1 protein-coding gene is annotated in these 506 nt (G+C 67.6%); it reads left to right on the forward strand.

From position 1 onward, the window contains the following. Positions 1–506 (forward strand): efflux RND transporter permease subunit (locus tag J8I82_RS37945; RefSeq protein WP_209765787.1); only part of this gene is annotated, 506 nt, incomplete at both ends.

The raw sequence follows: 506 nt of genomic DNA on the forward strand, positions 1-506 counted from the left end.
GGCATGTCGATCGACGACCTGCGCACCGCGATCGGCTCCGCCAACGTCAACGGCGCCAAGGGCAGCTTCGACGGCCCGCAGCGCGCCTCGACCATCGACGCCAACGACCAGCTGCGCTCCGCCGACGAATACCGCCAGATCATCCTGGGCTACAAGAACGGCGCGCCGATCCGCATCACCGACGTGGCCGAGATCGTCGACGGCCCCGAGAACAGCCGCCTGGCCGCGTGGGCCAACGACAAGCCCGCGATCGTGCTGAACATCCAGCGCCAGCCCGGCGCCAACGTGATCGAGGTGGTCGACCGTATCAAGGCCCTGCTGCCGCAGCTGCAGAATGCTCTGCCGGCGTCGGTCCACGTGCAGTTGCTGACCGACCGCACCACCACCATCCGCGCCTCGGTCGAGGACGTGCAGTTCGAGCTGCTGCTGGCAATCGCGCTGGTGGTGCTGGTGATCTTCCTGTTCCTGCGCAATATCCCCGCCACCATCATCCCGGGCGTGGCGGT

Source organism: Cupriavidus consociatus (genome assembly GCF_017814975.1).
In the GTDB taxonomy this organism is placed as follows: Bacteria; Pseudomonadota; Gammaproteobacteria; order Burkholderiales; family Burkholderiaceae; genus Cupriavidus; species Cupriavidus consociatus.